General features: G+C 68.2%; 19 protein-coding genes. 4 read left to right on the top strand and 15 right to left on the bottom strand.

Features of this window, described 5'->3' with window-relative positions:
* Window positions 1-4: 4 nt before the first annotated feature.
* From ACAM54_RS07830 to ACAM54_RS07795, 8 genes are read right to left on the bottom strand one after another with little or no spacing between them, the layout of a single operon-like run.
* Window positions 5-1,258: an SDR family NAD(P)-dependent oxidoreductase gene (locus ACAM54_RS07830; RefSeq protein WP_369650352.1), complete on the bottom strand. Its 1,254-nt coding sequence runs from the start codon at window positions 1,256-1,258 to the stop codon at window positions 5-7.
* Window positions 1,255-2,427, bottom strand: coding sequence for a thiolase family protein (locus tag ACAM54_RS07825; protein ID WP_369650351.1), 1,173 nt, complete (start codon window positions 2,425-2,427; stop codon window positions 1,255-1,257). Before ACAM54_RS07825 ends, ACAM54_RS07830 begins: the two co-directional genes overlap by 4 nt.
* Window positions 2,424-4,052, bottom strand: coding sequence for an AMP-binding protein (locus ACAM54_RS07820; RefSeq protein ID WP_369650350.1), 1,629 nt, complete (start codon window positions 4,050-4,052; stop codon window positions 2,424-2,426). The genes ACAM54_RS07825 and ACAM54_RS07820 overlap by 4 nt, the downstream gene beginning before the upstream one ends.
* A 7-nt stretch (window positions 4,053-4,059) precedes the next feature.
* On the bottom strand, window positions 4,060-4,548 hold the full coding sequence (locus tag ACAM54_RS07815) for an aromatic-ring-hydroxylating dioxygenase subunit beta (protein ID WP_369650349.1): 489 nt from the start codon (window positions 4,546-4,548) through the stop codon (window positions 4,060-4,062).
* Window positions 4,548-5,861, bottom strand: coding sequence for a Rieske 2Fe-2S domain-containing protein (locus ACAM54_RS07810; RefSeq protein ID WP_369650348.1), 1,314 nt, complete (start codon window positions 5,859-5,861; stop codon window positions 4,548-4,550). The genes ACAM54_RS07815 and ACAM54_RS07810 overlap by 1 nt, the downstream gene beginning before the upstream one ends.
* Window positions 5,862-5,880: 19 nt before the next feature.
* Entirely contained in the window at window positions 5,881-6,873 is a 993-nt protein-coding gene (locus ACAM54_RS07805; RefSeq protein ID WP_369650347.1) for a 2Fe-2S iron-sulfur cluster-binding protein, read from the bottom strand.
* A gap of 20 nt (window positions 6,874-6,893) precedes the next feature.
* Window positions 6,894-8,402: an indolepyruvate oxidoreductase subunit beta family protein gene (locus tag ACAM54_RS07800; RefSeq protein ID WP_369650346.1), complete on the bottom strand. Its 1,509-nt coding sequence runs from the start codon at window positions 8,400-8,402 to the stop codon at window positions 6,894-6,896.
* A gap of 4 nt (window positions 8,403-8,406) precedes the next feature.
* On the bottom strand, window positions 8,407-10,599 hold the full coding sequence (locus ACAM54_RS07795) for a thiamine pyrophosphate-dependent enzyme (protein ID WP_369650345.1): 2,193 nt from the start codon (window positions 10,597-10,599) through the stop codon (window positions 8,407-8,409).
* 159 nt (window positions 10,600-10,758) lie between these two features.
* On the opposite strand from ACAM54_RS07795, the gene ACAM54_RS07790 reads away from it, so the two are divergent.
* Window positions 10,759-11,235, top strand: coding sequence for a MarR family winged helix-turn-helix transcriptional regulator (locus ACAM54_RS07790; protein WP_025569755.1), 477 nt, complete (start codon window positions 10,759-10,761; stop codon window positions 11,233-11,235).
* On the opposite strand, the gene ACAM54_RS07785 is transcribed toward ACAM54_RS07790, so the two are convergent.
* The 6 genes from ACAM54_RS07785 to orn form a co-directional block, all read right to left on the bottom strand.
* Window positions 11,232-12,110, bottom strand: a complete 879-nt coding sequence (locus ACAM54_RS07785) for a zinc-binding alcohol dehydrogenase family protein (RefSeq protein ID WP_369650344.1) — start codon at window positions 12,108-12,110, stop codon at window positions 11,232-11,234. The genes ACAM54_RS07790 and ACAM54_RS07785 overlap by 4 nt on opposite strands.
* Window positions 12,107-12,910, bottom strand: a complete 804-nt coding sequence (locus tag ACAM54_RS07780) for an alpha/beta fold hydrolase (protein WP_145741574.1) — start codon at window positions 12,908-12,910, stop codon at window positions 12,107-12,109. The genes ACAM54_RS07785 and ACAM54_RS07780 overlap by 4 nt, the downstream gene beginning before the upstream one ends.
* Window positions 12,907-13,914, bottom strand: a complete 1,008-nt coding sequence (locus ACAM54_RS07775) for a 3-hydroxybutyryl-CoA dehydrogenase (RefSeq protein WP_209499730.1) — start codon at window positions 13,912-13,914, stop codon at window positions 12,907-12,909. The genes ACAM54_RS07780 and ACAM54_RS07775 overlap by 4 nt, the downstream gene beginning before the upstream one ends.
* Entirely contained in the window at window positions 13,904-14,977 is a 1,074-nt protein-coding gene (locus ACAM54_RS07770) for an NAD/NADP octopine/nopaline dehydrogenase family protein (RefSeq protein WP_209499731.1), read from the bottom strand. The genes ACAM54_RS07775 and ACAM54_RS07770 overlap by 11 nt, the downstream gene beginning before the upstream one ends.
* Before the next feature lie 212 nt (window positions 14,978-15,189).
* Entirely contained in the window at window positions 15,190-17,085 is a 1,896-nt protein-coding gene (locus tag ACAM54_RS07765) for a DEAD/DEAH box helicase (RefSeq protein ID WP_369650343.1), read from the bottom strand.
* Window positions 17,086-17,318: 233 nt separating this feature from the next.
* Window positions 17,319-17,915 carry an oligoribonuclease gene (gene orn / locus ACAM54_RS07760; RefSeq protein WP_369650342.1) on the bottom strand — a complete coding sequence of 199 codons (597 nt, stop codon included), beginning with the start codon at window positions 17,913-17,915 and terminating at the stop codon, window positions 17,319-17,321.
* Window positions 17,916-17,973: 58 nt separating this feature from the next.
* On the opposite strand from orn, the gene ACAM54_RS07755 reads away from it, so the two are divergent.
* From ACAM54_RS07755 to rsgA, 3 genes are read left to right on the top strand one after another with little or no spacing between them, the layout of a single operon-like run.
* On the top strand, window positions 17,974-19,239 hold the full coding sequence (locus ACAM54_RS07755; protein WP_309932940.1) for a M48 family metallopeptidase: 1,266 nt from the start codon (window positions 17,974-17,976) through the stop codon (window positions 19,237-19,239).
* 28 nt (window positions 19,240-19,267) lie between these two features.
* Entirely contained in the window at window positions 19,268-19,618 is a 351-nt protein-coding gene (locus ACAM54_RS07750; RefSeq protein ID WP_025569483.1) for a 4a-hydroxytetrahydrobiopterin dehydratase, read from the top strand.
* A 15-nt stretch (window positions 19,619-19,633) separates the two neighbouring features.
* Window positions 19,634-20,590, top strand: a complete 957-nt coding sequence (rsgA, locus tag ACAM54_RS07745) for a ribosome small subunit-dependent GTPase A (RefSeq protein ID WP_025569485.1) — start codon at window positions 19,634-19,636, stop codon at window positions 20,588-20,590.
* On the opposite strand, the gene hisC is transcribed toward rsgA, so the two are convergent.
* Window positions 20,584-21,672, bottom strand: a complete 1,089-nt coding sequence (gene hisC, locus ACAM54_RS07740; protein WP_369650341.1) for a histidinol-phosphate transaminase — start codon at window positions 21,670-21,672, stop codon at window positions 20,584-20,586. The genes rsgA and hisC overlap by 7 nt on opposite strands.
* Between the last annotated feature and the right edge of the window lie 14 nt (window positions 21,673-21,686).

Raw genomic sequence — 21,686 nt, 5'->3', positions numbered from 1 at the left:
TGTCTCAGCCGCCCGCCGCGAGTTCGCGTTCGAGCACCTTCGGGTTGTCTCGCCAGCGCTCCAGCCACTCCTGCGCCACGTCGCCGGGATAGACGTCCTCGACGCCGTCGCGCAGCGCCTTGACGATGGCATTGGCCAGCGCGGTGGGTGCCAGCTTGGGCGGCGGCGTGTGCTGGTTCCATTCGTCGTCGATGGGGCCCGGGAACACATTGATCACGCGGATGCCGGCCGGCCGCATCTCGGCGCGCAGGCACTGCGCGAGCGAGTGCGCCGCCGCTTTCGAAGCGCTGAAGGTGCCGTGCGGCGGGAAGTTGCTGAGCGCGTAGATCGACAGCAGGTTGACCCAGGCCGTGGCACCCGTCGTGCCGTCGGCCGAGCGGCCCTTGAGCGCGGGGCCGAACTCCTGCGCGAGGCGCAGCAGACCGAAGTAGTTGATGTCCATCTCGGCCTTGGCCACGTCGGTGCCGCGGCGCGCGCCGATGCCGAAAGTGCGGTGCACCTCCGCGTTGTTGATCACGATGTCGACCTTGCCGCCGATGGAGCCCGCGAGCTCGGTCACCTGCCGGCCGTTGGTCAGGTCCAGCGGCACCAGCGTGACTTGCGGCAGCGCCGAGATGTCGTCAAGCCCATCGCCCATCTTCTTCCACGGCTCGGCATGGCCGACCCAGACGATGTCTGCGCCGGCCTTGACCAGCGCACGCACGATGGCCTGGCCGGTCTCGGTCTTCCCGTCGGTCACCAGCACCTTGCGGAACTTCGGGTCGCTGGTCATCTCGCGCAGCATCTTGTCGTCGGCCATGTGGGGACTCCCTTCAATCGGAAAACCAATGAGAACGGCCTGCCCAGCTCGATCGAGCCGGGCGCCGACACGCACGCGCTCAGGCGCATCGCCGACCTCGCCATGCAGGTGGACCATGAGCGTCGGTCCGGCATCCAGGTGCACCAGGCCCAGCCGCCAGGGCAGCCGCTCGCGGAAGAACAGGTCGTTGCTGTGGTGCAGCGTGGTGCTGCCGAGCAGTTCGCCCTCGCCGCTCTGTGCGCGCCAGCGCAAGGAGGCCGAGAGGCACTTATGGCAGACCTCGCGCGGCGGGTACTGCACCGTGCCGCATCGGTCGCAGGCCTGCAGCTCGAAGCGACCTTCGGCGGCGGCCGCCGTGAGGCCGAGCGCCACGCGGCCGCGCGCGCCGGGCGGCAGGTTCATCTGCCGGGTGCGCAGCACCGGGTTCTTGCGCGGGGGGCGCATCAGGGGCATCGTCATGCCGATCTCCCGAGAATGACGGCGCCTGTGCACAGGCAGCGGTCGTAAGTGACCATGCCGAAGCCGGCGACGAGGCCCAGCCGGGCGTTCGGCACAGCGCGTTGTCCGGCTTGGTCCGTGAGCTGCCGGATCGCCTCGACCATGCCGAGGAAGCCGCCCGCTGCACCGGCCTGCCCGGACGAGAGCTGCCCCCCGCTCGTGTTGTTCGGAAAGCTGCCGTCGAAGGTCATCGTGTGCGACTGCACGAAGGCCGGGCCCTCGCCCTTCTCGCAGAAGCCCAGATCCTCGAACTGCATCATCACGATGACGGGATAGTCGTCGTAGGTCTGCACGAAGTCGAGTTCCGCGGGCTGGATGCCGGCCTGCGCGTAGAGGTCGTCGCGGTCCATGCGCCAGCCGCCCTGCACCATCACCGGGTCTTCGGCATAGGCGTTGTGGCGCTCGATGGCGCCGCGGATCACCACGTGCGCAAGACCGAGGTCTCGCGCGCGCTCCTCGCTCATCACGAGGAAGGCATCGGCACCCGCGCAGGGCATCACGCAGTCGAAAAGATGGATCGGGTCGGAGATCGGCCGAGCGGCCATGTACTCGTCGAGCGTGAGCGGCTTCTTGAACATCGCGTTCGGGTTGCCGAGCGCATTGGTGCGCTGGTCGACGCAGATACGGCCGAAGTCCTCGCGTTTCGCGCCGTAGGTGCGCATGTAGTTGGCGGTGATGAAGGCAAAGATCGAGTTCGGCCCGCCCGAGCCGTAGGGATAGCTCGCATCGCGCGCGAAGTTGCTGAAGCTGCCGAGCGTCTGGCGGAAGGAGTCGACGTGGTTGGTGTCGGCGCCCACGCAGGCCACGATGTCGGCATCGCCCGCCTGCACGGCGCGCGCCGCGCGGCGCAGGCACATCACGCCCGAGGCGCCGCCCGTGGGCACGTGGTCGAGCCAGCGCGGCGACAGGCCCAGGTGCTGCGTGACGCCCACGGCGGTGTCGGGCGCAAGCGAGAAGCTGCTCAGGCAGAGGCCATCGATCTGCTCCTTGGCCACGCCGCTGGCTTCGACCAGCGCCTCGATGGCCTGCCCGATGAACCAGTGCGCGGTGCGCGTGGAGTAGCGCACATAAGGCATCGTGACCGGCACGGCCACCGCAACGCCTTCGTAGGAGAGCCGCTGCTTCGTCATGCCTGCCTCTTTTTCATCGCGCGCGTGTCGATGCAATGCTGCTGCCCCGGCAGCGACTGCGCCATCTCGCGCAGCTGGCCACGCTGGATCTTCTGCGACGGCGTGAGCGGCAGCGCATCAACGAAGGCCACGTAGCCCGGCGCCTTGTAGTAGGCCAGCTGCGCGAGCGCATGCTCGACGATGCTGGCGGCGAGCTGCTCGCGCTGCGATGCATCGGCGCCTTCGCGCACCACGATGCAGGCCAGCACCTCGTCGCCGCGCACCGCGTCGGGCGTGGCGGCCACGGCCGAAGCCTTCACCGCCGGGTGCTGGTTGAGCACGCTCTCCACTTCGACGGCCGAGATGTTCTCGCCGCTGCGGCGGATCACGTTCTTCTTGCGGTCGACGAAGAAGAAGTTGCCTTCGGCATCGCGGCGCACGAGGTCGCCGGTGTGGAACCAGCCGCCGGCCCAGGCCTCGCGCGTGGCTTCGTCGTCCTTCAGGTAGCCCGAGAAGAAGTAGCGCTTCGGGTCGTCGCCGGCCGAGCGCACCAGCAGTTCGCCCGGCGCATCGATACCGACGTCGCCGCCGTCCTCGCCCACCAGCCGGATCTGCACGAAATCTTCCTGCCGCCCGAAGCAGCTCGTACCCACGAGCCGCGGCTCGCGATTGGCCATGATGCAGGCGGCCGCGCCGGTTTCGGTCATGGCCCAGGCCTCGACCAATGGGAAGCCGAAGCGTTCTTCGAAGGGCGCGTGGTTCTTGCGGTCGACGCCGGCACCGAAGCCCCAGCGGATCGCATGGTCGCGGTCGGCGGCCGATGCCGGTGCGGAAAGCAGCATCGCAGGCATCACGCCCAGGTAGTGCGCAATGGTCGCGCCGCTTTCGCGTGCGCTCGCGAGCCAGGTCTTCGGATGGAAGCGGTCGAGCTGCACCAGGCAGCCGCCCGCGATCAGCACCACCATGGTGGAGAAGGCCATCGCGTTCATGTGGTTGAGCGGCAGCGGCGTGATGACGCGCTCGGCATCGCGCCGGATGCTGCAGACGCCATCGAGCGCCGCATACCACTCCCCCGCGCGCAGGAAATAGGCGTTGCTCAGGATGCAGCCCTTGGGGCGGCCGGTGGTGCCCGAGGTGTAGAGCAGGCCGCATTCGGTTTCGGTGCCCACGGGCTCATGGGCGCGCGGTGCGGCGCTCTTCGCTGGCGGCACTGCGTCATCAGGCCCCATCGTCTCGAAAGCCACGTCCGCCTGCGCTGCCGCGGCACGCAGGTCGGCCGCACGCTCGGGCAGCGTCACGGCCAGGCCGATCTCGCTGTGGCCGATCAGGTAGACCAGCTCGGCCGACCGCATCTCGGCGTTGATCGGCACCACGCTCACGCCCAAGGCATTCAGCGCGAGCCAGTGGAAGATGAAAGCAGGCCGGTTCTCCAGCAGCAGGCCAACGCGGTGGCCATGGCCGTAGCCGGCTTGCGCGTAGGCCGCGCGCAGCCGCTCGATCTGTGCGGCAGCATCAGCCCAGCGGATGGCACCCGCTTCGATGCCGTAGGCGGCGGCCGTCACCGACTCGGTGAACAGGAATTCGGCTTGCGGCGTGCGCGCCGCGGTGGCCGCAAAGACGTCGTGGACGGTGGCGTGTTGTGGCATCGCGCGCCTAGATGAAGAGCTGCACGGCCGGCAGCGCCGCGTCGCAGTTGAGCAGGTTGACGCGCTTGAGCGTCATGCGCAGCGCGCCGTCCCGCACCGTGAGGTGATGGAAGAAGGTGCCGACGTAGAACTGAAGCTCGTCGCCCTGCGATTCGGTGTAGTGGAATCCAGTGCGCACCACGAAGCGGTTGGCTTCGGCATCGAACTGCTCGACCACCGGAACCTGCAGCAGGTGGTGGCAGCGGCTCGGCGGCTGTTGCGAGAAGGCGCGCGGGCTCTTGAGGCGCTCGATGCGCAGTTCGCGCAGCAGCTTGTCCTCGTAGAGATGCGAGGTGTGGTTGAGGCCGTCTTCCTGGTCGGGAACCAGCGGCACCCAGTAGAAGGCATCGTCGGTAAAGAGCGCGTTCCACTCCTCGTAGCGGCGCGTGTCGAGCAGGTGCGCTTCGTTCACGACGAAATCGATCAGGACCTGGCGGGTGACTTCGATGCCGGCCATCACATGGTCTCCATCATGCGCTGGACCCATGCGCGGTACTGGTTGCGCATCGGCAGCTCGTTGGTGCCGCCCGTGGTGATCTCTCCGCCCTTCAGCTCCGACGGGTCGTAGTTGCGATGCAGGCTCACCCACTCGTTGCCGCTCGCATGCAGGCCGGCCTGCATGCCGCGGTAGGCCTGCAGGTCGTCATGCCCCACCACCGAGAACGGCGAGTTGATGAGCCGGTTGTACATGGTGGTGCGCTGCAGCAGCTCGGGCGGCGCGCCCTTGAGGCGGAAGGTCCAGCTCTCGATCAGCGTCCTGTCGGCCGAGATCGGCTTGACCACGCGGATCGCCTGGATCGCGCCCTTGATCGTGAGGTTCGGGTAGTACACCGTGTTGTGGCGCGCCATGCCGAGGATCTGCGCGGTTTTTTCCTCGCCGTAGCGCGCCTTCATGGCGTCGTCATAGGCCGGGATCGCCTTGTACTTGCTGTGGATGCTGAAGTGCACGCCCGTGAAGCTGTGGCCGTTGTCGTAGGTGCGGATGCCCATGTCCTCGAAGAACTTGTAGTCGGACATGAAGGGCACGAACTGCTCGACCGCCATGGGCTTGGGCTCGTCGGCGGGCTTGTCGGCCCACATGCGCTTGGCGGTGCCGGCCGAGGATTCGTGCGCCACCATGGGGTGCATGGTGTCGTTGAGGTTCTCGACGAACATCTTCCAGTTGCACTGGTGCATGAAGCGCAGGCAGCCGCCCGCGATCTCGAGTTCGCCCTCGGGCGAGCGGTCGGCCATGTTGTCGATAGAGCTCAGCGAATCGCCGAAGTACGCGTCGAAGTCCGGCCCCGCATCGTTGATCTTCACGAAGATGAAGCCGCGGTGGCTGCGCACATGGCTGAGCGTGGTCAGTCCCTTGGCCGATTCGCACGCGTGCAGCGCGGTGTTCTCGTAGCCGGTCTTCAGCGGAATGGCGAGCAGCGCACCGTCGGTTTTGAAGGTCCAGGCGTGGTACGGGCAGCGGAAGAACTTGCCGGTGTTGCCGCAAGGCCCGTTCACCAGCCGCGAGCCCTTGTGGGCGCAGCGGTTCATCATCGCGCGCACGCTGCCGTCGGCGTGGCGAACGACGATCAGCGGGCGGCCGGCGATCTCGTTGCTGATCCAGTCGCCGGGTTTCGGCAGCTGGCTCTCGTGGCCGACGTAGTTCCAGGTGTTGGCAAAGAAGTGCTCCTGCTCCAGCTCGAACAGTTCCTGGCTGGTGTACAGGTCGCGGTGCACGCGGTCGTTCTGAACCAGCGCGCGGATGGCATCGGGGTTGTCTCGGTACGAGGTCATGGTTCTCGTGGCTCCTGCTTCAGATGTCGAGCACCAGGCGCGCACCCTTGGCACGCGAGATGCAGATCTGCATCACGTTGCCTTCCGCCTTCTCGCGGGCGGTCAGCACGTAGTCGCGGTGGTCGATCTCGCCTTCGAGCACGGGCGTGGCGCACACGCCGCATTCGCCGCGCTTGCAGTCGAACATCGGGTCGCAGCCGTGCTCGATCAGGCAGTCGAGGATGCTCTGGTCGGCCGGCACGGTGAAGCGCTGGCCCGATTGCGCGAGTTCCACCTCGAAGGGCTGGTCGCCCTCTTCCGCAACCGGCTCGGTGAAGAGCTCGAAGTGCACGCGGTCGTGCTCCCAGCCGCGCGCCTGGGTGCGGGCCAGCATGGCGTCGAGCATGAGCTTGGGACCGCAGACGTAGAGGCGGTCGCCCGCGGGCACGCCGTCGAGCAACGCGTCGATATCCAGCGGCGCGCCTGCTTCGGCGTCGGCATGCACGCGCAGGTCGTCGCCGAGCAGCGCCTGCAGTTCGGGCAAAAAGGCCATCAGTTCGCGGCTGCGGCCGGCATAGTGCATGCGCACCGGGGCGCCCTCGGCGCGGCGGCGCGCGGCCATGGTGGCGAGCGGCGTGACGCCGATGCCACCCGCCACCAGCACCGAGCCGCCCGGGCCGGTGTGCAACGGAAAGTCGTTCTTCGGCGCCTCGATGGCGAGGGTGTCGCCCTCTTTCAGTTGCTCGTGCATGAAGCGCGAGCCGCCACGGCCCTCGGCCTCCTTGCGCACGGCGATCACGTATTCCGTCGGCGCGTTGGTGGCGTTGCGCGCCGTCGCAAAGTTGATCAGCGAATAGTGGCGCCAGTCGGTCTTGCCTTCGGGCAGTGATACTTGCACGCGGATGTGGGCGCCCGCCGTAAAGCCAGGCAGCGCGCGGCCGTCCTCGGCGCGCAGCCGCAGCATGCGGATCAGCGGATTGAGCTGGCGCGCTTCGGCAACGCGAAGCTGGAGCGTGGCGGTGGGAGCGGTCATCGTGCGTCCGTTATGTCTCTTCAGGCCAATGCGTGCTGCGCCAGCGCAGCCTGCAGCTTGTGGCCGTGTTCGTCGGCCAGCGCCGCATCGCGCAGCTCGCGCAGCGTGGCCGGGGCCAGCGCCGCACCGGCGCGCTCGACCGCGCGCATCACGGTGTCGTAGTTGCGGATGCCGCGTTCGTGCGTGTCGCTGTAGCCCTTGACCAGGCGCTGGCACTGCGCGAGCTCGACGGCCAGTTCGGGGTTGCGCTGCGCGGTGGCGGCAATGCGCTGCAGCCATTCCTCGATGCGGCGGTTCTCTTCCGCATAGCGCATGGTCGAGCGGCGCCAGCGCTTCATGGCGGCCACCGTGCGCAACATCAGGTAGCCGCGCAGCGAGCTGGTCCGGATCACGCGGCCGTGCTGCGTGAAGCGCTCGACGATCTTCTTCGGCAGCGTGGAATTCATGAGCCAGCGGCCCAGGCCGCCCGGCAGCGTCTCGCAGATTTCCTGCAGGCGCGGATGCATGTACTCGTTGATGGCGAGCACCTGGCCGGGCTGCACGCGCGCCTCGCCGCGCACGCGCTCGAAGCGGGTGGCACGGGTCTTGAGCGCGGCGACACGGGCCGTGTCTTCGTACGACATCCAGAGCGCGAGATAGCGCGCGGTTTCGCGCAGCAGGCGGTGATCGCCGTTGTTCGGCAGGGCAGCGATCGCGCCCATGCGATCCAGGTACAGGCCGGCATAGGCCGGGTCCTGGTAGTCGATGAGGCGGCGCACGCCCTCCAGCAGGAAGTCCTGCGCGGCTGGCGGGAAGCCGTGCTGCACATGTTCGACCAGCGCGCGCACGGCCGGGTGGCGCGGTTGCGGGGCCGATGTGGCCGCAGCGGTTTCGGGTGGCGTTTCGCCATCGTCGCCGCCTTGGGCACGGGCGAATGCGCCGCCAAAGGCCTTGAGGCTGGGCTTCACGCCCACGCCACCGCGCTCGATGGTGGCCTCGAACTGCGCGCGACTGAACGGCAGCACGCCCGAGCCGGCCAGCGCGCCGAACAGCACGGCGCTGATCACGCTGCCCGCGGCTTCGGCGGCTTGCGCCATGTCGAAGCGGATGAAGCGCTTGGCGGCCCGCGCGGTGTGCGCGAGCAGCTGCGCGCTGTCGACGCGGCCGTCGCCGAGCGCGCTCTTCTCGGCGATCGAGAACACGCGGTGCGTGGAGGCGATCAACGTGGTGCGGTCGCTGGTGACGAGTCCGCGCTGCACCGCGCGCCCCGCCTCCATGAGCTCCGACGCCAGCACCACGTCGACGTCGCCCGGCAGCGGCATCAGCGCGAGCACGGGACGGCCGCCATCCGCCTCGGCCTGCGCATTGGGATACAGCTCGACGTAGTAGATGGTCGCGCCGGTGCGCTGCGCGACGCCGGGCACCGAGGTGGTCTGCGCGACGTAGCCATTGGCCTCGCCCATGTCGACGATCCAGTCGGCCAGCACGCCGCCTCCTTCCCCGCCCATGGCAAGGATCGCGATTTTTATCGGTTGCGCCTTGTTCGTCATCGCGTCAGAAGGCATAGGTTTCGCGGCGGCGCGCTTCGCCGCGCTGCAGCCAGCCGATGATGGCGCTGCGCAGGCGCTCGCGCAGCACATCCCAGCGGCTCGGGTTGCTCACGATCTGTGCCTTGTAGAACGAGGGGCACAGCACCGCGGCATGCGAGACCTCGCCGCACACGCCGCAGCCCACGCAGCTGTCGAGCACCGTCGCGACCGGGTCGGTGCGCAGCGGATCGGGATTCGGCTTGATCGACAGCGAGGGACAGCCCGACAGGCGGATGCACGAGTGGTCGCCGGTGCAGGTGTCGGAATCGACGCCGAACTTCTCGCGCACCATGCGCTTGCCGTCGGCGATGGCCTTGCGCACCAGCGGCTTCTCGCGGCGCTGCTTGTTGAGCATGCATTCCGATTGCGCGATCAGGACCTTGGGGCCCTTCTTCGTCGTGGTCAGCGCTTCTTTCAGCGCGTCGCGCATGCCGGCGACGTCGTAGGTGCGGCGCATCGTCTTCACCCACTCGACGCCCACGCCGCGCACGGCGCGCTCGATCTCGTGGCCGGTGCTGCGCGTCCTGTTGACGGCGTTCGACGAGAGGATGTCCTGGCCGCCCGTGGCCGAGGTGTAGTTGTTGTCGACGACGATGGTGAGGTTGTCGCTCTTGTTGAAGACGGAATTCGCCACGCCGCTGGTCAGGCCGTTGTGCCAGAAGCCGCCGTCGCCCATCATCGAGATCGCTCGCTTGCCTGCCGGCGCATTGAGCGCCGAGGCGCCGGCGCCGCCGAGCCCGTAGCCCATGGTCGTGTTGCCGATGTTGAAGGGCGGCAGGATCGAGAACAGATGGCAGCCGATGTCGGCGCTCACGTGGTGCGCACCAAGCTCGCGCTCGACCAGTTTCATCGCGCTGAAGATCGGCCGCTCGGGGCAGCCGGTGCAAAAGCCCGGCGGGCGCGCATGCACGACCTCGGCAAGCGAGGAGGACGGCATGGCCGGCTCGGGTGCGGCATCGACGCCGATGGCGGCCACCTCCTTCAGCGGGATCACCTTGCGCACCGGCACGGGCACCGGCAGCGGCGCCAGGCGTTCGTAGCGCTCGCAGAAGCTGCGCGCGCCCTTCAGCAGTTCGGATGCGGTGTACTCGCCGGCCACGGGCAGCATGTCCTTGCCATGCAGCGCGGTGGTGGAGCCGGCCTGGCGCAGGATGGTCGCGAGGTTCTGCTCGACGAAGTTGGGCTGGCCCTCTTCCACGACCAGCACCGCACGCTTGCCTTCGCAGAAGCGGATCACCTCGCTCTCGATGACGGGGTAGGCCACGTTCATCACGTAGAGCGGCACCTGGGTGTTGCCGTACACGTCGGCCAGGCCGAGCCGCTCGAGTGCGCGCAGCAGCGTGTTGTAGCTGCCGCCCTGCACGATGATGCCGATGTCGTCGGCGTCCTCGGAGAAGAATTCGTTGAGCTTGCGCTCCTCGATGAAGCGCACGGCCGCGGGCCAGCGGTCCCGCACCTTCTCCTGCTCGTGCACGAAGCTCGCGGGCGGCAGCACGATGCGGCCGACGTCGCGCCGCGGATTCTCGAGCGCGTCCTTGAGCGTGAACTTCGCGCGCTTGTTGTCGCCGGCAATGAAGTGGCCGTGCACGTGGCAGGCGCGGATGCGCAGCTGCAGCATCACGGGCGTATGGCTCGCTTCCGAAAGGTCGAAGCCCTGCTTCACCGCATCGACGATGCTCGGCAGGTTGGGCCGCGGATCGAGCAGCCAGATCTGCGACTTCATCGCGAACGCATGGCTGCGTTCCTGCATGATCGACGAGCCCTCGCCGTAGTCCTCGCCCACGATGATCAGCGCGCCGCCGGTCACGCCGCCCGAGGCCAGGTTGGCCAGCGCGTCCGAGGCCACGTTGGTACCCACGGTAGCCTTGAAGGTGACGGCGCCGCGCAATGGATAGTTGACGGAAGCGGCCAGCGTGGCGGCTGCGGTGGCCTCGCTCGCGCTGTTCTCGAAGCGGATGCCCTGCTCGGCGAGGATGTCCTGCGCATCGGCCAGCACGTCCATCAGGTGCGAGATGGGTGCCCCCTGGTACCCCGCCACATAGGAAACTCCCGATTCGAGCAAGGCCTTGGTGACCGCCAGAATGCCTTCACCGCGAAACACATCTCCGCCAGAAAGCCGCAGCTTCTTGACTTCTTCGACGAACGAACGCTCAGCCATGTCGGTCCTTGTTCTCTCTCGTGGGACGGTGCGTGCAAGCTGCCGCACCGTGCTTTCTATAATGTTGACAAATGAATGTATCCACAATCATGAATTACCCTAGACATGCAAACAGCGTGCCCGCGGCTGGTTCGAGGCGCTTGGCCGTGAGGTGCCTCTATGGCCGAGCCCTCTCCTGAAACGCATCGCTTCGTCGATGACTACCTGCCGGCACTGCTGGCGCAGGCCAGCCAGCTGATCTCCTCGGAGTTCCACGAGGTGGCGCGGCAGCAGGGCTTCTCCGTGTCCGAGTGGCGCGTGATGGCCTCGCTCGCGGGCAGCGAGCCGATCAGCATCGGCCAGCTCGCGCAGGTGACGGTGACCAAGCAGCCGACCGTCACGCGGCTGCTCGACCGCATGGAGGCACGCGGACAGGTCGAGCGGCTGCCCCATGAAAGTGATCGCCGCATCACGCTGGTGCGCATCACGCGCAAGGGCTTGAAGGCGGTGGAGCACCTGATGGAACTCGCGCGCGACCACGAGCGGCGCGTGCTCGAACCCTTCGGCCTGCGGCGCGCCGAAGAACTGAAGCAGACCCTGCGGCAGATGATCGACCTGCACGTGCATGTGCCAGTCGAGGAGCCGGAGGAAGACTAGGGCACCAGCACCGCGCGGCCGCGATGACCGCGCTGCGCGATCCATTCGAGCGCCATGGCGGCATCGGCCAGGGCGAAGCTGCGCACCTCCAGGTGCAGGCGGCCGTCGGCCAGCCGCGCGAGCAGCTCGGGCGCCACGGCCCGGCCGGCGGCTTCGCGCCTGAACATGTTGAGCGGCAGCAGCGCCACGTCGCGCTGCAGGAAGTGCGCGATGTCCAGCTGCAGCGTGGGGCCTGCGGTGTAGCCGATGAGCACGGCACGCCCGCCGGGCCGCACGGCAGGCAAGGCCGCCGAAAGAACGCTGCCGCCGACCGTGTCGATCAGCAGGTCTGCACTCGCGGGCGGCGGGGCTTCGGCGTCCGGATCGACCGCCCTCACGGTGCAGCCAAGCTCGCGCGCCAGCTGCACGGCGAGCGAGCCCACCGCACCGCTCGCCCCCGTGACCAGCACCTGCTCGCCGCCCTGCAGCTTCGCGACTTCATGCAGCGCCACCCAGGCCGACGTGGTGGGCGAGAAGAACGCGGCGCCGACCGTCATCGGCAGTGCATCGGGCAGCAAGCCGAGCGCTTCGTCGGGTGCATCGATCTGCTCACACCAGGTGCCGTCGAACAGCGTGCCCAGGCCGCTGCCGCGCAGCCACACGCGCGCTCCGGCGGCAAAACGCCCGCTGGCGAGGACAACGCCTGCGGCTTCCACGCCGGGCGTGTAGGGCAGCGGCGGATGGCGCAGGAAGCTGCCGCGCCACACGGTGCGGTCGATGTGGCCGACGGTGGCGGCCTGCATGCGCACGATGGTGCGGCCGGGCCGCGGCGCCGGGTCGGGCAGGTCTTCGAGCACGGGCACCGCGTCGAAGCCGTGGATGCGGATGGCTTTCATGAGGGCAGCGTCGAAAGAAAGTCGAGCACCGCCTGCGCGAAGGCTTCAGGCATCTGGTCCGGCAAGGGGACCATGCCGCCTTCGATGTCGACGATGCGTGCCTGCGGCAGGTGGTGGAGCAGCTCCTCTGCATGCGGGGCGGCAAACGGATCGGCGGTGGCGCGGACGATGAGCACGGGCTGCGTCACGCGGCCGATGCGCTCTTCCATACGGTAGGACGCGACGGCGCGGTGCCCCTGCTCCACGCGATGGCCGACCTTCAATGCATCGCGCACGAAGGCCTCGAGCAGGTCGGGGCGCCCTTCGGGATAAAAGCCCTGGCGCTTTTGCCAGAGTGCGGCGAGATGGCTTCCGTCTTCGCTTGGGGCGACCTCGTCGATGGGCGGCCTCTCGGCCCTTGCGATGCGAAAGGCTTCGCCGGTGTACGGCGTGGACGACAGCACGAGGCTGCGCACGCGGTCCGGAAACGCCGCCGCGAGTTCGACCGCGATGACGCCGCCCGTGTGGTGCCCCACCACGTCGGCCCGCGCAATGCCGAGTGAATCGAGCAGCTCGCAGGCCACGCGCGCCCACTGCGCGATGCCCGCGGGCACGCCGCCGTCCGCCGAATCGCCGAAGCCCGCGGTGTCCATGGCAATGGCGCGGTACCGCGCGCCGAGCAGCGGAAGCACCGCGCGGTATTCGGCCCAGCTGCGCGGCGACTGGTGCAGCAGCAGCACGGCCGTCGCACTCGCATCGCCGCATGCCGCGTAGTGCACCTGCCCCACCGACAGGTCGGCAAAGGCGCGGCGGATGGTCACGGCAGCGTCTCGCTGGCCGGCGCGCGCCACAGGCCCGCGTGCTTCAACTCGCCGAGCGTGCGCGACAGCACGTCGCGCCGGTAGGCCGCGATGTCGCGGCCCTGGTAGTCGTAGAAGCCGCTGCCGCTCTTCAGGCCGAGCCGCCCTTCCTCGACCATGCGATCAACGATGGCCGGCGCGGTGTAGCGGCCCTTGTCGATCGAGGCCGACATCTCGCGGCTCGCGTGGTGCAGGATGTCGCAGCCGCCGAAGTCGATGAACTCGACCACACCGAGCGCGGCAAAGCGCAGGCCGAGGCCGTAGCGCGTGGCCTTGTCGATTTCCTCGGCGGTGGCGGCGCCCTCCTCGATCATGCGGGCCGCCTCGTTCATCACCAGCGCCTGCAGGCGCGGCACGATGTACCCGGGCGACGCGCCGCAGACCACGGGCAGCTTGCCGATGGCTTCCATCAGCGCCTTGGTGCGCGCGAGCACGGCGGCATCGGTGCCCGGGTGGCAGCTGAGCTCCACCACCGGAATCACATAGGCCGGATTGAGCCAGTGCATGTTCAGGAAGCGCCCGGGCAGCCGCACCAGCGCCGCCAGCTGCGTCACGAGGATGCTGCTGGTAGTGGAGGTGAGGATGGCGTCGTCCCGGCAATGGCGGTTGAGCTGCTCGAAGGCCTCTCGCTTGGCCTCCAGGGTTTCGGGCACGCCTTCGAACACCAGCTCGGCGGCGGCCAGCGCCTGGGGCGCTTCGGCGGCGCTCACGACGTCCACGCGGGCGGCAATGGACTGGATCTGCGTCGCATCGATCACGCCGAGCTGCGCCAGGCCGGCGAGGCTGGCTTCGATCTCGGCCTGCGCTTCGTCCTGCAACCGCTGCCAGGCTGCATCGCTGCGCTGGCGCAGGTCGACCAGCGAGATGCGGTGGCCCGCGTAGGCGAAGGCGATCGCGATGCCGCGCCCCATGCGGCCCGCGCCAACCGCCGCGAAGCGGGGCAACGACATGCGCTCATTCACCATCGTGCAGCCTCTGCGCGAGCTGCGCCGCGCTCAGGTCGGCCAGGCCCAGGCTCTCGAAAGTGCGCGGACCGTAGCGCAGGTCGCGGCCGAGAAAGCCGCCGACGATCGCCAGCAGGCCGTGCGCGATGGGCGCGTCCACCCCCGCATGGCGCGCGGCCGAGGCCAGGAAGGCGAGGCCGAGCTCGGTGTCCTCGGTGATGTAGCGGTGCGTGTGCAGGTCGATGTTCTCGCGCCAGTCGCCCGACTTGACGAGCTGCTTGTGCGCGTCGCCGTACATCCACTGGTCGTTGTTGTAGTGGTCGGCCAGCGGATAGTGCGGCGCGCCCTGCCCGAAGGCTTCGCGCACGGCCATGCGCTCCTGGTCGAGCCGGTCGGTCACGTCGCGCACGGCCCGCTGCGTGCCTTCGTTGTGGATGTCCCAGCGCTCGAAGTGCTGCAGCGGCGCGGCGTTCATCACCATCAGCGGCGGGTGGATGACGGGGCCGGCGTTCATGAGCGCGCCCGAGAGCGCATTGCCGCAGCCATGCACCGCCGGGTAGGCGCGGCGGATCAGCTCGATGGCCTCGGCCTCCTTGCGCGCCGGGTAGACGCCGGTCGGCAGGCGGATGGCGCGGATCGTGACGTTCACCTCGCGCTCGCCGTGCTTGCGCGCGAGGTACGGCAGGGTGCCGGTTTCGGCCCAGGCCACGTCGGCGCGGCTGCCGGCCTGCTTCACCGCCCTTGCCATCACATAGCTGCCGAAGGTGCCCGGCGGCAGGAAGACGACCTGGCCGTCGGCCAGGTGCGGCGCCATGGCCAGCGCGATGTCGTGCTGGGCGATGGCGGGCGTGGGAATGACGATCAGCTCGGCGCCCTGGAGCGCCGCGGCGATGTCGGCGGTGGCCAGCGCCAGCGGCACCTCGCGCGCGCCGCCGGCGTCCTTCAGCGTGATGGCGCCGGCCTGCACCACCGGCCGGAGCGCGGCCGCATCGCGGCGCCACAGGCGCACCTCATGGCCGGCTTCGGACAGGTCCGCAGCGGCCGCATAGGCGCCGTGGCCACCACCAAGAATCGCAATTTTCATGTTCGAACTTTGAAAGGCAGACGTCGATGAACCGGCAGCCGCGGTACGGACCGGGGAAGCAATGCCTCAATACATTACTTTTCATCGATTCATGTGTCAATCAAGTTTCGTGCCTGCGGCCCCCGCGGAAACCCGCAATGAAAAAGCCCGCGCTTCGTGGGAAGCGCGGGCTTTTCTGGGGCGAAGCGGCCGGCCGGCCGCTTGGAAATGGATCAGCGCGTGGGCTTGAACGCACGCTTTTGGGCGTCGCGCGGCACGAACACCTTGCCCGGGCCGCCATGGCCTGCGCCATTGCCGCGCGGAGCGAAGCCTTCACGGGGCGCGAAGCCGCCGTCGCCGCGGCCACCACCGTGGTGGCCCTGGCCGTGGCCGCCGCGCGGGGCGCTGTCGCCCCAGCCCGGCTTGCGGCCGTAGCCACCGCCATTGCCGCCATCGTCACGGCCGCCGCCGAAGCCGGCGTTGTTGCCGCCCTGGAAGCCGCGCGGACCCGGTGCGGCCGGACCGCGTGCGTTGCGGTCGTTGAAGCCGCTGGCACCGGCGTAGCCGCCGCTGTTGCCGCCGCGGTAACCACCGCCGCCGCCATTGCCGAACTTGCGGTCGCGCGACTGGTTGTCGCCGCGGCCGCCGCGGTACTCGCCCATCGGCGGACGCGATTGCGGCATGCGCTGCTGCGGCTCGAGGCCGGCCACCACTTCGGCCTTGAACTGCTGGCGGCTGTATTGCTCGATGTCCATGATCTTGCGGCGATCGCGGAACTCGGCAAAGGTGATGGCCAGGCCGTCGCGGCCTGCACGGCCGGTGCGGCCGATGCGGTGGGTGTAGTCCTCGGCCTTCATCGGCAGGCCGAAGTTGAAGACGTGGGTGATGGTGGGCACGTCGATGCCGCGGGCGGCCACGTCGGTGGCCACCAGGATCTGCACCTGGCCCTGGCGCAGCGCCATCAGGCGGCGGTTGCGCAGGCCCTGGCTCAGGGCGCCGTGCAGCGCGACGGCACTGAAGCCTTCTTGCTGCAGGTCATTGGCGAGACCGTCGCACTCGACCTGCGTGCTCGCGAACACGATGGCCTGGTTGATGCTGGTGTCGCGCAGCCAGTGGTCGAGCAGCTTGCGCTTGTGCTGGCTGTTGTCGGCCCAGTACAGCGACTGCTTGATATTGGCGTGCTTCTCCTGCGGGCTGTCGATGGTGATGCGCTGCGGCTCGCGCATCACGCGCTGGGCCAGCTGCTGGATGCGCGGCGCGAAGGTGGCGCTGAACATCATGGTCTGCTGGCGCTCGATGGTGAGCTGGTTGACTTCGGCCAGGTCGTCGGCAAAGCCGAGGTCGAGCATGCGGTCAGCCTCGTCGACCACCAGGAACTTGACCTGGTCGAGCTTGAGTTGCTGCGAGCGCTGCAGGTCGAGCAGGCGGCCGGGCGTCGCCACCACGAGGTCGGCGTTCTGCAGCTTGGCGATCTGCAGCTGGTAGGGCATGCCGCCCACCACGTTGGCCACGCGCAGGCCGCGGCAATGGCGAACCAGCTCGATGGCATCGTGCGCCACCTGCTGCGCGAGTTCGCGCGTCGGGCAGAGGATCAGGGCGCCGGGTGTGGCGGCCTTGAAATGGCGCGCGTTGGTCGGGTCCTTGCGCTTGGGCTTCTTCGGCACGGCTTCGCCGCGGGCAGCGGCTTCGGCCGCCAGGCGCTGGAATTCGGCCTTGGCTTCGGCTTCCGCCTCGGCCTGGCGCTTGAGCAGCGTGTGCAGCACGGGCAGCAGGAAGGCGGCGGTCTTGCCCGAGCCGGTCTGGCTCGAGACCATCAGGTCGACGAAGCGGGCCTTGCCGTCCTGGCCGGCTTCAGCGCCCATCGCGAGCGGGATCACCTTGTCCTGCACGGTGGTGGGCTGGGTGAAGCCCAGGTCGGCCACGGCGGCGATCAGTTCGGGTGCGAGGCCGAGCTTGATGAAGCCATTGGGCACGCGGGCTTCTTCGGCCACGGCTGCTTCAGGCGCCGCGGCGTCGAGCGCCTCGAGGATCGGCGCTTCGGACACGGTGTCCGGGGCGGCGATGAATTCGTTGTTGTTGGTGGATTGCACAGGCGCGAACTCGCCCTGCGCTTCAAAAGCGTCGGTCATGTAGATATCAATCTCAAACGCGAGCGCTGCCGTGGGCGGCGCCCCGTTGGTGGTTAAAAACATCAACCATCCAACGACATTCAACTTCTGGCTTCCGCCGGAGGCTGCGGCCCTTTTTGATCAGCGGATGCGATCGGGCGCGGTGTGCAAGATAGGGAGATGCAAGAGACGCTGACCGGAAAATCCCCCAGATCAGCGAAGCCGTCGATTATGGCACGACTCGGGGTTTTTACCTAATCCGTCAATTTCAAAAAGGTTTCCCTGTAGTGCGCGAGCTCCTCGATGGACTCGTGCACGTCGGCCAGCGCGGTGTGCGCCTGCTGCTTCTTGAAGGCACTGTAGGCGGAGGGCTTCCAGCGCTTGGCCAGCTCCTTCAAGGTGCTGACATCGAGGTTGCGGTAGTGGAAGTACGCCTCCAGCTTGGGCATGAACTTGACCAGGAAGCGCCGGTCCTGCCCGATGGTGTTGCCGCACATGGGCGAGCCGCTCCTGGGAACATAGCGGGCCACGAATTCCAGCAGCTGCTGCTCGGCGACGGCTTCGTCCAGCGTGGAGGCCTTCACCTTGTCGATCAGGCCGCTGCGGCCGTGCGTGCCCTTGTTCCAGGCGTCCATGGCGTCGAGCACCGCGTCGCTCTGGTGGATGACCAGCACGGGGCCGTCGATGCGGGGGGTGAGGTCGGGGCCGGTGACAACCACGGCGATCTCGAGCAGGCGCTCTTTCTCGGGGTCGAGGCCGCTCATTTCGCAGTCGAGCCAGACCAGGTTCTGGTCGCTTTTCTTGAGGACAGGGAGGGTTGCGACGGTCGTGGGGTCAAGGGATTCGGACATGGCTGGATTGTCGTCGAAGGCCTGCGCCGGCCGGACCCGAGGGCTAAACTCGCCAGTCATGTCCTATTCGCTCATCTTCACCACTGCCTTCGCCGTTGCACTGGTCGCGGGCCTGCTCGTGAAGTTCTGGCTCGCCTCGCGGCAGGTGCGCCACGTGGCGCGGCACCGCGGCGCGGTGCCGGCGGCTTTCGAACACACCATCAGCCTTGCCGCCCACCAGAAGGCGGCCGACTACACCATTGCCAAGGCGCGCTTCGGCCTCGTCGAAATGGCCTGGAGCACCGCACTGCTGCTGGGCTGGACGCTGCTGGGCGGACTCGACGCGCTCAACCGGCTACTGCTGGGCTGGCTCGGCGGCGGCATGGTGCAGCAGCTGGCGCTGCTGGCGGCCTTTGCGGTCATCGGCGGCCTGCTCGAACTGCCCTTCACGCTCTGGCAGACCTTCAGGCTCGAGGAGCGCTTCGGCTTCAACAAGATGACCTTGCGCCTCTGGCTGGCCGACACGCTCAAGTCGACGGCGCTCGGCGCCGCGATCGGGCTGCCGATTGCGGCGCTGATCCTGTGGCTCATGGGCGCGGCCGGCACCACCTGGTGGCTCTGGGCCTGGGCCGTGTGGATGGGCTTCAACCTGCTGGGGATGCTGGTGTACCCCACCTTCATTGCGCCGCTGTTCAACAAGTTCAAGCCGCTCGACGATCCCACGCTCAAGGAACGCGTGACGGCGCTCATGAAGCGCTGCGGCTTTGCCGCCAAGGGCCTGTTCGTGATGGACGGCAGCACCCGCAGTGCCCACGCCAATGCCTATTTCACCGGCTTTGGGGCCAGCAAGCGCGTGGTGTTCTACGACACGCTGCTGCGCCAGCTCGACGCGGCCGAAGTCGAGGCCGTGCTGGCGCACGAACTCGGCCACTTCAAGCACCGCCACATCGTGAAGCGCCTCGTTGCGATGTTCGCGCTGAGCCTGGCGGGCTTCGCACTGCTGGGCTGGGTGTCGACCCAGGCCTGGTTCTACACGGGGCTCGGCGTGCAGCCCAACATGGCGGCAACGGCGCCCAACGATGCACTCGCGCTGCTGCTCTTCATGCTCGCGGTGCCGGTGTTCGGCTTCTTCGTCGCGCCGCTGCCCGCACGCCTGTCGCGCAAGCACGAGTTCGAGGCCGATGCCTATGCGGTGGCGCAAACCAGCGGTGCCGACCTGTCGGCCGCCCTGCTCAAGCTCTACCAGGACAACGCGTCGACGCTCACGCCCGACCCGGTGTTCGTCAAGTTCTACTATTCCCACCCCCCGGCCTCCGAGCGCCTCGCGCGCATGACGGCGGCCTGAAGAAGACATTTGCCGGAAAGCCCAGACCATGAGCAGCATGTTCAAGCCCAAAGACTGGAAAAACATCCCCCGCAAGGCACTGAGCGCCACCGAGATCGTCTCCGGCCTCGCCAAGCTCGATGGCTGGAAGCTCGACGGCGACGGTGCCAATGTGGCAATCGAGAAGACCTTCAGCTTCGCCGACTACTTCGAGACCATCGCGTTCGTGAACGCGCTGGCCTTCATTGCCCACACGCAGGACCATCATCCGGACCTGTCGGTGCACTACAACCGCTGCGTGGTGCGCTTCAACACGCACGACGTGGGCGGGCTCTCGAGCACCGACTTCGAATGCGCGCGCCAGGCCAATGCGCTGGTCGCTGCCAGTCCGGCACCGTGATGAGGAAACCCGCCGTTGGCTAAGCCGGGCCGCACTCCCGCCAAGGGGGCCGGCACCTCCGCGCGCATTCTTCACGACGGCCTGGTGATCGCGAGCCACGGCCGCCATTGTCTGGTCGAAACGCCCGCAGGCGAGCGCCTGATCTGCCATCCGCGTGGCAAGAAGAGCCAGGCCGTGGTCGGCGACCGCGTGCGCTGGCAGGCCAGCGAGGACGAAGGCACCATCGAAGAAGTCGTGCCGCGGCGCAACCTCTTCTACCGCCAGGACGAAATCCGCACCAAGTCGTTCGCGGCCAATCTCGACCATGTGCTGATCCTGATCGCGGCGGAGCCGGAGTTCTCGGAGCATCAACTCGCGCGCGCGCTCATTGCCGCCGAGGCCGAACGCATCACGCCGATCATCGCGCTCAACAAGAGCGACCTGGCCGAGCCCTTCGAGCGCGCCTGGAACAAGCTTGCGCCCTACCGCCGCATGCACCATGGCGTGCTGCCGCTCTCGCTCAAGGCGTCGGGCGAGGCCGACTACGCATCGCTCATGAAGCTGCTCGCGGGCAAGAGCACGCTGGTTCTGGGGCCCTCGGGCGCCGGCAAGAGCACGCTCATCAACCTGCTGGTGCCCGGTGCCACCGCATTGACCGGCGAAATTTCGCAGGCGCTGAATTCGGGCAAGCACACCACCACCAGCACCACCTGGTACTGGGTCGACGAGGCGCGCACCACCAGCCTGATCGATTCGCCGGGCTTCCAGGAATTCGGCCTCAATCACATCGCGCCGATGCAGCTCGCGGGCCTGATGCCCGACATTGCCGCGCATGCGAACGACTGCAAGTTCTACAACTGCACCCACCTGCACGAGCCGGGCTGCGGCGTGATCGCGAATGTGGACGCGCCCGGCAAGCCGGGGCCGATCAGCGCCACGCGCTACAAAATCTACGGCGAACTCTTCGCCGAGCTCAGCCAGTCGCGCTACTGAACGCCCAGGATCGATTCGAGCGCCTGCAGCAGCGCCCCGCACTGCTCGCGCGTGCCGATGCTGATGCGCAGGTACTGCGCGATGCGCGGCTGCCTGAAGTGCCGCACCAGCACCGCGCGCTCGCGCAGCAGCGCCGCCAGCTCGGCGGCGTCGCGCTCCGGATGGCGCGCGAACACGAAGTTGGCTTGCGAAGGCAGCACTTCGAAGCCCAGGTCTTCGAGCTGCAGGCTGAGGCCTTCGCGGGTATCGACGACCTTGTCGCGCGTGGTCTGGAACCAGGCCTCGTCTTCGAGCGCGGCCACCGCACCGGCCGTGGCAAGCCGGTCGAGCGGATAGGAGTTGAAGCTGTCCTTGACGCGCACCAGTGCCTCGATCAGGTGCGCCTGCCCGCAGGCAAAACCGACCCGCAGGCCGGCCAGCGAGCGCGACTTGGACAAGGTCTGCACCACCAGCAGGTTCGGATATTTGCCGACGAGCGGCAGCGCGCTCTCGCCGCCGAAATCGACGTACGCCTCGTCGACCAGCACCACGCGCTCGGGGCAGGCCGCGAGCAGCTGCTCGATGCGCGCGAGCGGCAGCCCGATGCCCGTGGGCGCATTCGGGTTGGCGATCACCAGGCCTGCGCAGCCGCTGCAGGCGCGGGCTGCCATGGCATCGACGTCGATGCGCAGGCCTTCGTCGACCGGCAGCAGCTCGCAGCCGATGCCGTAGAGCTGCGCATAGACCCGGTAGAAGCTGTAGCTCACATCGGGCATCAGCAGCGGCTCGGCCTGCTGGAAGAAGGCGAAGAAGGCGTGCGCCAGCACCTCGTCCGAGCCGTTGCCCGCAAAGACCTGGCCATCCAGCAGGCCGGCCTGCCGCGCCACCGCTTCGCGCAGCGCGAGCGAGGCGGGATCCGGATAGCGCTCCAGGCCGTTCGCCGCGGCCTGCTGGATGGCGTCGATGGCGCGCGGCGACGGCGGGTACGGGTTCTCGTTGGTGTTGAGCTTGACGAGATTGGCGATGCGCGGCTGCTCGCCGGGCACATAGGGTTCGAGCGCGGCGATGCGCGGGCTCCAGAAGGCCGGTGCGGGGGTGGTCATGATTTCTGGGGGAC

Source organism: Variovorax sp. V93, from assembly GCF_041154485.1.
GTDB lineage: Bacteria > Pseudomonadota > Gammaproteobacteria > Burkholderiales > Burkholderiaceae_C > Variovorax > Variovorax beijingensis_A.
Note: the sequence above shows the minus strand (reverse complement) of the source record. Positions and strands in the feature narration are given on the sequence as shown.

Excerpts from the sequence above, each read along its gene's own strand:
- ACAM54_RS07830 (WP_369650352.1), bottom strand. The coding sequence starts at position 1,258 with ATGACGATGCCCCTGATGCGCCCCCCGCGCAAGAACCCGGTGCTGCGC.
- ACAM54_RS07825 (WP_369650351.1), bottom strand. The coding sequence starts at position 2,427 with ATGACGAAGCAGCGGCTCTCCTACGAAGGCGTTGCGGTGGCCGTGCCG.
- ACAM54_RS07820 (WP_369650350.1), bottom strand. The coding sequence starts at position 4,052 with ATGCCACAACACGCCACCGTCCACGACGTCTTTGCGGCCACCGCGGCG.
- ACAM54_RS07815 (WP_369650349.1), bottom strand. The coding sequence starts at position 4,548 with ATGGCCGGCATCGAAGTCACCCGCCAGGTCCTGATCGATTTCGTCGTG.
- ACAM54_RS07810 (WP_369650348.1), bottom strand. The coding sequence starts at position 5,861 with ATGACCTCGTACCGAGACAACCCCGATGCCATCCGCGCGCTGGTTCAG.
- ACAM54_RS07805 (WP_369650347.1), bottom strand. The coding sequence starts at position 6,873 with ATGACCGCTCCCACCGCCACGCTCCAGCTTCGCGTTGCCGAAGCGCGC.
- ACAM54_RS07800 (WP_369650346.1), bottom strand. The coding sequence starts at position 8,402 with ATGACGAACAAGGCGCAACCGATAAAAATCGCGATCCTTGCCATGGGC.
- ACAM54_RS07795 (WP_369650345.1), bottom strand. The coding sequence starts at position 10,599 with ATGGCTGAGCGTTCGTTCGTCGAAGAAGTCAAGAAGCTGCGGCTTTCT.
- ACAM54_RS07790 (WP_025569755.1), top strand. The coding sequence starts at position 10,759 with ATGGCCGAGCCCTCTCCTGAAACGCATCGCTTCGTCGATGACTACCTG.
- ACAM54_RS07785 (WP_369650344.1), bottom strand. The coding sequence starts at position 12,110 with ATGAAAGCCATCCGCATCCACGGCTTCGACGCGGTGCCCGTGCTCGAA.
- ACAM54_RS07775 (WP_209499730.1), bottom strand. The coding sequence starts at position 13,914 with ATGGTGAATGAGCGCATGTCGTTGCCCCGCTTCGCGGCGGTTGGCGCG.
- ACAM54_RS07770 (WP_209499731.1), bottom strand. The coding sequence starts at position 14,977 with ATGAAAATTGCGATTCTTGGTGGTGGCCACGGCGCCTATGCGGCCGCT.
- ACAM54_RS07765 (WP_369650343.1), bottom strand. The coding sequence starts at position 17,085 with ATGACCGACGCTTTTGAAGCGCAGGGCGAGTTCGCGCCTGTGCAATCC.
- orn (WP_369650342.1), bottom strand. The coding sequence starts at position 17,915 with ATGTCCGAATCCCTTGACCCCACGACCGTCGCAACCCTCCCTGTCCTC.
- ACAM54_RS07755 (WP_309932940.1), top strand. The coding sequence starts at position 17,974 with ATGTCCTATTCGCTCATCTTCACCACTGCCTTCGCCGTTGCACTGGTC.
- ACAM54_RS07750 (WP_025569483.1), top strand. The coding sequence starts at position 19,268 with ATGAGCAGCATGTTCAAGCCCAAAGACTGGAAAAACATCCCCCGCAAG.
- hisC (WP_369650341.1), bottom strand. The coding sequence starts at position 21,672 with ATGACCACCCCCGCACCGGCCTTCTGGAGCCCGCGCATCGCCGCGCTC.